Origin of the sequence: Micromonospora sp. NPDC007271 (assembly GCF_040634005.1) — a bacterium.
Lineage (GTDB): Bacteria > Actinomycetota > Actinomycetes > Mycobacteriales > Micromonosporaceae > Micromonospora.
Genome location: NZ_JBEYER010000173.1, coordinates 1 through 7,376, shown reverse-complemented (window position 1 = coordinate 7,376; position 7,376 = coordinate 1). Strand labels below are relative to the sequence as shown.

At 68.5% G+C, this 7,376-nt stretch carries 8 protein-coding genes and 1 pseudogene; 5 read left to right on the top strand and 4 right to left on the bottom strand.

Annotated elements, in window-relative coordinates; all coding sequences use genetic code 11:
* Nucleotides 1–188: pseudogene (locus tag ABZ570_RS33055) on the top strand (IS110 family transposase); the annotation flags it as partial.
* Nucleotides 189–986: 798 nt separating this feature from the next.
* On the opposite strand, the gene ABZ570_RS33050 reads toward ABZ570_RS33055, so the two are convergent.
* Both ABZ570_RS33050 and ABZ570_RS33045 read right to left on the bottom strand, forming a co-directional pair.
* Nucleotides 987–1,730: a DUF6069 family protein gene (locus ABZ570_RS33050; RefSeq protein ID WP_358071966.1), complete on the bottom strand. Its 744-nt coding sequence runs from the start codon at nt 1,728–1,730 to the stop codon at nt 987–989.
* 5 nt (nt 1,731–1,735) lie between these two features.
* Nucleotides 1,736–2,734: an RNA polymerase subunit sigma-70 gene (locus tag ABZ570_RS33045; RefSeq protein ID WP_358071964.1), complete on the bottom strand. Its 999-nt coding sequence runs from the start codon at nt 2,732–2,734 to the stop codon at nt 1,736–1,738.
* 82 nt (nt 2,735–2,816) lie between these two features.
* Here ABZ570_RS33045 and ABZ570_RS33040 point away from each other — a divergent pair, with 82 nt between their 5' ends.
* On the top strand, nt 2,817–2,954 hold the full coding sequence (locus ABZ570_RS33040) for a hypothetical protein (RefSeq protein WP_358071968.1): 138 nt from the start codon (nt 2,817–2,819) through the stop codon (nt 2,952–2,954).
* Here ABZ570_RS33040 and ABZ570_RS33035 read toward each other — a convergent pair.
* Both ABZ570_RS33035 and ABZ570_RS33030 read right to left on the bottom strand, forming a co-directional pair.
* On the bottom strand, nt 2,899–3,450 hold the full coding sequence (locus ABZ570_RS33035; protein WP_358071962.1) for a DUF1062 domain-containing protein: 552 nt from the start codon (nt 3,448–3,450) through the stop codon (nt 2,899–2,901). The two genes, ABZ570_RS33040 and ABZ570_RS33035, sit on opposite strands and share 56 nt — an antisense overlap.
* 860 nt (nt 3,451–4,310) lie before the next feature.
* A complete protein-coding gene (locus tag ABZ570_RS33030) occupies nt 4,311–4,994 on the bottom strand; it encodes an alpha/beta hydrolase (protein ID WP_358071960.1) in 684 nt (227 codons plus the stop codon).
* 53 nt (nt 4,995–5,047) lie between these two features.
* Here ABZ570_RS33030 and ABZ570_RS33025 point away from each other — a divergent pair, with 53 nt between their 5' ends.
* From ABZ570_RS33025 to ABZ570_RS33015, 3 genes are all read left to right on the top strand, one after another.
* On the top strand, nt 5,048–6,079 hold the full coding sequence (locus ABZ570_RS33025; RefSeq protein WP_358071958.1) for a WYL domain-containing protein: 1,032 nt from the start codon (nt 5,048–5,050) through the stop codon (nt 6,077–6,079).
* A 183-nt stretch (nt 6,080–6,262) separates the two neighbouring features.
* On the top strand, nt 6,263–6,775 hold the full coding sequence (locus ABZ570_RS33020) for a GNAT family N-acetyltransferase (protein ID WP_358071956.1): 513 nt from the start codon (nt 6,263–6,265) through the stop codon (nt 6,773–6,775).
* A 72-nt stretch (nt 6,776–6,847) separates the two neighbouring features.
* The coding region (locus ABZ570_RS33015; protein WP_358071954.1) for a methyltransferase domain-containing protein at nt 6,848–7,376 on the top strand (529 nt) is incomplete at its 3' end.

The following is a 7,376-nucleotide window of genomic DNA, read 5'->3' as shown; positions in this document are numbered from 1 at the left end:
CCTCTCCCGGCGCCCGCGCCTACTACGACCAGCAACGACACCGGGGTATCGGCCACCACGCGGCCCTGCGCCAACTCGGCAACCGCCTCGTCGGCATCCTCCACGGCTGCCTCAAAACCGGCACGGCCTACGACGAGGCCACCGCCTGGCAGCACCGCGAACAGCATGATCAAAAGGCAGCAGCTTGACACCCAGGCCCCATGGGATGTCTGTCACCGTTGCTGGCGGCAGCAACAGGACCGACCGCTTCCACGCGAAGGGAATATCTCGATCCCTCCAACCGAGAGGAGAGCGGTCCCAATCAGTGGGCCCTCTTGAACTTAACTAGGTCGCAATTGTCGGGGTCGCCTTCAAATCGGTACAGCCAGGGCTCCTCTCGGTTGCCGGAAATCCACAGTTGAAGGTCCTCAAGCCTCAAGTCTTCAGTGCTCTCTGAATCGAGATCGAGAGTCCACGTGCCCTCCCCGTTGGCCCCTGGAAAATTGCTGGCGCTGTAGCGCCCATCTTCGCGTAGCTCGATTCTTCCACCTTCAAGACTGGTGTAGACCCCTGCCAGGTCTGCCTCGGTGATGTCTTCGGGGGGCTGGGGTGCGCACCCGAAAAGCCGGCTACATCCTGCAAGGGCCGTCGGTACGAGCAAGCTGATCGCCAGGGCGGCGGCGAATCGTGGCGCTCTCCCCATGAAAGGCTCCGTCCTGCCCGGCGGACACCGAGCCGGGCGAGAGCGGACTTTAGCAGCGCGCCGCCTACCTGAGGGCGCGCTCTGGTCCGCAGTCGATCAGCACCTCGCGGCGCCGCGACCCCAGATCCCTTCGGTGTGAACGCGGATGCGACCCACCGTTGGGTGCTACGGGATGCGGCTCTGTAGTGCCGAGTACGGCCATTGTGTTGTCCGGTGTCGTTGGCCGCCGGTCGCTGCTGTTGCTTCCGGCCCGTTAGCCCGCTTGCGCACGCCCTTGCGCCGCGCGTTGTCCCGTTGCGGATCGTCAATCGGTCCGGGTGCGGAGGCTCCGCGCCAGGGTGGGGATCATCACCGTCGCAGGGACGAGGTGTAGCCCGAGGAGGGCGGTGGTGGTGGCGCTGTTTGCCCCGGAGAGGAGGGGCGGGACCAGCGAGATCGCGGTCAGCATCATTGCCGTCCACACGAATCGCTCGGCGGGGCGAGCGCTCCATCGAAGAAGAGCGACGGCGATGACGATGCCCACGACCGAGAAGAAGCCGGTCACGACGGCGAACCCGGACAACGGGATCGTCTCGCCACCATCGGGGACCTCGAAGTCGACGCCAACGGCCTGGGCAAGCGCAGCGGCGAGGGTGGTGGCTGCCATCGCTGCGAGCGTGGCAATGAGGCCGGTGCCGGCGAGCCCGCGGAGTCGGTGGGTGTGGCTGGTCTGGCCCGGTGCCGGGCCTGCGGCGGCCCCGGTGTCATTCATGCTGTTCATGTCGTTCCTCCATTCGGTAACTGGCGTACGGGGTGTTTCACTGGCCGGTGGCGGTCCTGGCCTTGGGGTGACGATGCGCACCCTCGCCGTGCGGCGGCCGGGGTTGCGCAGGGCGCGGACGCCGGTGCCGCGGAGCCAGAACCCGGCGTCGCGTCCGAGGACCGGTCCGGGCTCGCCGTCGCGCAGCTCCAGCTGCACCCGCCCGCGGGTGACGACGCCGAACGCGTGGCGCCACTGCGCCGCGTCCACCGCGACACGCGCGCCACCGCGCAGCGCGAGCGTCTGCACCGGGGCTACTCCGTGCCGTCTGCCGGCAGGCGCTCCGGCAGCCCGAGCCGTGGGAACTGGTCGTCGTGGAAGATGATGATCTCGGTGATCGCCCCGCCGCTGATGCGCAGGACGTCGATCGTCAGCGGTAGGTACGCGCCATCCCGCTTCCGCCAGTGGTAGAAGGCGACGGCGGGCTGCCGGTTCACGGAGGTGGGGACTGCTCGCAGACCCGTCATGCCCTCGAAGCCGTCGTCGACCCAGTTGTTCACCACCGTGTCGCGGCCGACGTACAGCCCCGGCGTGGGCGGCATCGAGAAGCGGACGTCGTCCCGCAGCAGTGCGGCCAGGCCGTTGACGTCCGTGGCCACGCTGGCCTCGGTAAAGCGGCGCACCAGCTCGCGGGTCCTGGCGTCCTCCTCGCCGCCGGTCCAGTCCTGCCGCTCGGCGGGCAGGTGCTCCCGCATGCCGGCGCGGGCCCGCTGTAGCGCGCTGTTCACGGAGTTGACGGAGTCCCCGAGGAGCTCCGCGACGTCCTTCGCCGGCCAGCCGAGCACATCCCGCAGGATCAGCACGGCCCGCGGGCGCGGCGCGAGGTGCTGGACTGCGACCAGGTACGCCAGCTCAATCGTCTCCCGCGCGACGGCGACGGTCTCCGGCTCGTCCGCGTCGCCCGCGGGCAGCTCGTCGAGCAGCCGGTCCGGGTAGGGCTGCAGCCACCGCACCTCGCCACCGGTCGCAGGCTCCGGACGGCACTTGGCGAGCAGGTCCAGGCAGGCGTTGGTGGCGATCCGGTACAGCCAGGCCCGGAACGTCGACCGCCCCTCGAAGGTCTCCCGCCGCCGCCAGGCACGGAGGAACGTCTCCTGCACGGTGTCCTCCGCGTCCTCGAACGACCCGAGCATCCGGTAGCAGTGCACGTGCAACTCCCGCCGGTGCCGCTCCGCCAGCCCCGAGAACGCCGGCTCGTCGACCTCGCCCATACCGCTCACGCCCAGCTCCTCCAGCCGCGTGTCCGCACTCATCAGGTCATCCTTCCGTCTCGTCGTGTCCCGCCGTAGGTATGACGGGTGCGGGCACGACAACTCATCACTAGGGTCAGTCGGCATGGCTGATCCAGTGAGCGCGTCGGCGCTGGTCGTCAACCCGCACGGCCCGACCCCGTCAGAACCGACGATGGACGGGGCGTTCACCTTCGTCGCCGGTATCGGGCCGGCCCTGACCCTCGTTCGCGCCCGGTCATGAGCGACCGCGCGCGGACCGCCGCGTGATGCAGCCCGGGGCAAGGCCACCTCGCCTCTCGCCCCGGCTCAGGCCCACGGCGGCGGCTCATAGCAGGACGATCGAGAAGTCCCTGTGAGTTCTGCGGTTCAGCGGAATGCCGATCTTGACGCGACGAGCGATCTCCCCGCGGCTGATGCCCAGCCCCTGGGCGATGAGCCGTTCGGGGCGAAGGGGGCACGGGCTCGTCGAAGATGACCGGAACCTGGACGGGCCAGGGGCTCTCGGGAGGGGACCGGACCGGGACGCGATCGTGAACGGTGATTCTGCTGGTGCGGTCGCAGGAAACGCAGGCGACCAGGAGCCAGATGTGGAGGAGTTTGCCGTTGGCATTGACGCGGGACTTCCCCTCGCCGGTGCTGGCGAGGCCGGAATGGCAGTGGACGCAGCGGAACGTGAGCAGGGGAAGGCGCGTGCGCCGAACGGTCCAGGACAGCAGGATATGAGGACGCGTAGACATGATCTCTCTGAAGACCTGACGGAAGGCATGGGAAAGGAGCCGACGGCGACGTCGGCGACCGATGCACGGGGAAGGGGTCAGGTCTAAAGAGCAGGCGGCGTCACGCGGGGTGAAGTCCTCTCGTGAGTGGCTCGGAGAAGAAGATCCAGTTACAAGGTAGGGCGGGGCTGGCTGGCGGGGCCATCCATTTTTGTGCTGGTGCCGGGCGCAAGCCAGGAACGCTGACGCCTTCGGGTACGTCGAAGAGCTCACCGAGCAGGAGGCCCTGCTCAGAAGGTTGCCGGTGGGATTCGAGCCTCAGCTTCCCGGATCCATACCGGCGCCACCACGACGGCACCCAGAGCCGTACGTCGGTCTTCTCTGGGAGGTCACGCCGAACCGCTCACCCGCATCACCGCAGGTCAACGCGCTGTCCCCGGTCCGACCCCGGTGAGCACTTCGGGCGCGGTGACCACTTCGCCAAGCTGCACCCAATCTGCACCCCACTGCAAGGCCAGGGCATGCAGCGCGCTCCTTACCGCTCTGACCTGCAGAAACGAGAACCCCGCAGGTGGAGGCGGGTGCAGTTGAGCGCCGTTACGTGCTGTTGAATGCAGTTCAACGCCGTTCAGTGCACCCGGCTGCTCCCCACGTGCTCCCGGATCCCCGGCAGGCGACCACGGCGTCGCCCGACGCCTTGGCGCTTCGCCTCGGCGCGCCCCCGAGGAACCACACCGAGGCTGATGTTGACTCAGCGTGACCGGTGTGCTGAGACAGCGCGCCCGGTCGGCGGCAGACCGGGTGCTGCGTTCCAGCAGAGTCCAGGCCATGGGGCTGGCAGAAGAGCATGAGGCCGCGTGTGCGGCGCTCCGTGCCCCCTGCTAGACGGCGGCCAGGATCCGCGCCAGCTCTGTCGGCCGCGTCACCATCGGCCAGTGTCCGGATTCGATGTCGACCAGGTCGAGGTGCTTGGCCCGGGCCAGCTCGGGAATATCGCCCGCAGCGATCCACTCCCGCGCCTGGGCTGGCGTGAACTCGGGGCACACCATCACGACAGGTATGTCGAACCGCCGCTCATCCGTCAGTTGCACGACGCCCCTGGCCACGCCCTCTGGAACCGGGACCGCGGCCGCCTCGAACGCCCGCCGCGCCTGCTCATCCAGGTCGGCCGCATCCGCGCCTTCGAACGGGTCCCAACCTGGGAACGGCACCACGCCGTCGGTGATCTCGAAGAAGTCCGCGTACGGCTGCCCGTCGCTCGATGGGAAACCGCCGATCAGCACCACCTTCGCGACCCGCTCGGGCCGCGCGTCGGCCGCCATCCAGGCCAGGGTGCAGGCTGCGGAGTGGCCCACCACCACCGACCTGCCAAGCCCCGCGTCCACGGCGGCAAGGACCGCGGTCACCTGGTCGGCCAGCGTCGCCGACATGTTCCCGTCACCCTGACCGGGCAGGGTCACCGGCACCGGGTGGCGGCCCCTCTTCTCCAGCTCTGACGCGACGCCGGTCCACACCGACCCGTCGAGCCACAGGCCACCCAAGAGCACGATCTGTTCTGCAGTCATCGGATCAACCTAGCGGCGATTCCGGACGATATGCTTCCGGTACTCTGGCCGTCGTGCCAACCGGTCCGAGCCCCACCGCCCGGGCCCTACGCGCGCTCGAGATCCTGCATGCACGTCCCGGCACGACTGCCGACCAACTCGCCTCGCTGCTGGGCGTGACGGAACGGGCCGCGCGACGCTACGTCGGCATCCTTCGCGAGGCCGGCATCCCGGTCGAGTCGGCCCGCGGGCCGTACGGGGGCTACCGGCTGGGCCGCGGCACCCGGCTGCCGCCGGTCGTCTTCACCCAGGAGCAGGCCCTCGGCCTGGTCATGGCCGTGCTCGACGGGCAGCCGAACGCCATCGACGCCGACGACCTGGTCGGCTCAGCGCTCAGCAAGGTCATCCGGGCACTGCCTGAAAACGTCGGACGGCAGGCAGCGGCGCTACGGGCGTACGCTGCGGCCACCCCCGACCGGCATTCGGCCCGCCCCGACCCCGCCACCACAAGCGCCCTGATCGCCGCCGTCGCCGACCGACGCCGCGTCATGGTCACCTACCGAGGCGAGAGCGGCAAGGAGTGGGCCGCCGAGGTCGACCCGTGGGCAGTCGTGGTGCGGTACGGGCGCTGGTACCTGCTGTGCCACTCGCATCGCGCGGACGCCATCCGCACGTACCGCATCGACCGGATCCGGACGGTACGGCAGACCCCGCACGGCTTCACACCGCCCGACGACCTGGATCCTGTTGCCGCGCTCGAGGAAAATCTGGGCGCCGGCTGGAAGTACCCCACCCGGGTGGTGTTCCACGCACCGTGGGAGAAGGTGGCGCCCTGGATCCGGCCGCCGATGGGCCGCCTCCAGCCGGACGGCGACCGATGCGTACTGGTCGGCAGCACCGGAAATCCCGCGATGTACGCGCAGGAGTGGCTGGCGCCCGTCCCGTTCGACTTCTCCGTGGAAGAAAGCCCCGAACTACACGCCGCCGTGGCGGCGGTCGCGGCCCGTTTCAGCGCGGCAGTTTCGCCATCGCCATCGGCCGAGACCCCCGTGACCAGCCTAGAACGTGACGACATCCGCCGGCCTGTCGGCATGCCGCCAGCTTGAATCGGATGCACCGACTTCGGCACGTCCGCCCGTCGCCAGCCGTCAGCCGGCTGCGCTCCACGACGCGCGGTCTGCGGCCAGATGCGGGCGTTGGATCTCCACAGACTGTCGGATGCCGTTGGTATGTTTCCCCATTCATGGATGCTGGGATCAAGTTTGGGGGCGCTTGTGGCTGAGCCTGAGGTGGCGCTGCGACCGGTCAACGACTCCGACCTCGACGCGCTGTTCGAACAGATGCGGGACCCCGAGTCGGTCCGGATGGCGGCCTTCACCGCCAAGGATCCCGATGATCGCACCGCTTTCGATGCCCACATGGCGAAGGTCAGGACATCACCCGACGTCACAAACCGCGTTATCACGCTCGGTGGACGGCTCGTCGGCAGTATCGCCAGCTTTGTAATCGACGGCGACACCGAAGTTACCTACTGGATCGACAGATCGTTCTGGGGTCAGCGCATCGCTTCCCGAGCGCTGGCCCTCCTCCTGGAGTCGGTTCACGTCCGGCCCTTGTTCGCCCGCGTCGCGAGTGACAACGTGGGATCGCTGAAGGTGCTGCAGAGAGCAGGATTCGCGATCACAGGCACGGAGACGTCCTTCGCCAACGGGCGAAACACTGAGATCGAGGAAACCATCCTGCGCCTCGATGAGCCCGCCACGCCATTCGATGCGCCGAGCGGGAAGAAGCAGACGCACTGATCTCGGCACGACAGCGCCCTTGGGAGCGAATCTGCGACGGCAGGACATCCTGACGGACGGTGACGGGTCCCGATGCGCTCGCCCTGCGCAGAAGAGCGCACCGAGACAGGAGCTCTCCGCCAAATACCAGATGCTCGTTGGAGCACGGCCTGGCATCCTCGGTCGGTGTCTTTAGCTGATGATCTCGCTGGTGCGCGTTATGCCCGTATGCGGTGGAACACGCCACTTTCCGAGGAGCACGCCGCTCTCCTTCTCGAACGGCTGGACGTTCCACCGGCTGGTCGCGTACTGGACCTCGGATGCGGATGGGGTGAACTGCTCCTGCGGGCAATCGAGACGGCGAGTGGCTCCGGCACGGCTTCCGTGACAGGGGTAGGGGTCGACACCGACGAGGTGCTCTTGGCTCGCGGCCGGCAGCTCGCCGCTGAACGCTCGCTGCAGCAGCAGGTGACATTCGTCAAGCAAGAAGCAGCCGCCTGGCGTGAGCCAGCCGACCGGGTCATGTGCATCGGCGCCTCGCACGCCTTTGGTGGGACCGTCACCGCGCTCAAGGCCCTGGCCGAACTCGTCCGTCCAGGTGGGCGCCTCCTGTTCGGTGACG

What these genes read in the sequence shown, in the direction of transcription:
- ABZ570_RS33030 (WP_358071960.1), bottom strand. Translation starts at nt 4,994, where the DNA reads ATGACTGCAGAACAGATCGTGCTCTTGGGTGGCCTGTGGCTCGACGGG.
- ABZ570_RS33045 (WP_358071964.1), bottom strand. Translation starts at nt 2,734, where the DNA reads ATGAGTGCGGACACGCGGCTGGAGGAGCTGGGCGTGAGCGGTATGGGC.
- ABZ570_RS33035 (WP_358071962.1), bottom strand. Translation starts at nt 3,450, where the DNA reads ATGTCTACGCGTCCTCATATCCTGCTGTCCTGGACCGTTCGGCGCACG.
- ABZ570_RS33040 (WP_358071968.1), top strand. Translation starts at nt 2,817, where the DNA reads ATGGCTGATCCAGTGAGCGCGTCGGCGCTGGTCGTCAACCCGCACGGC.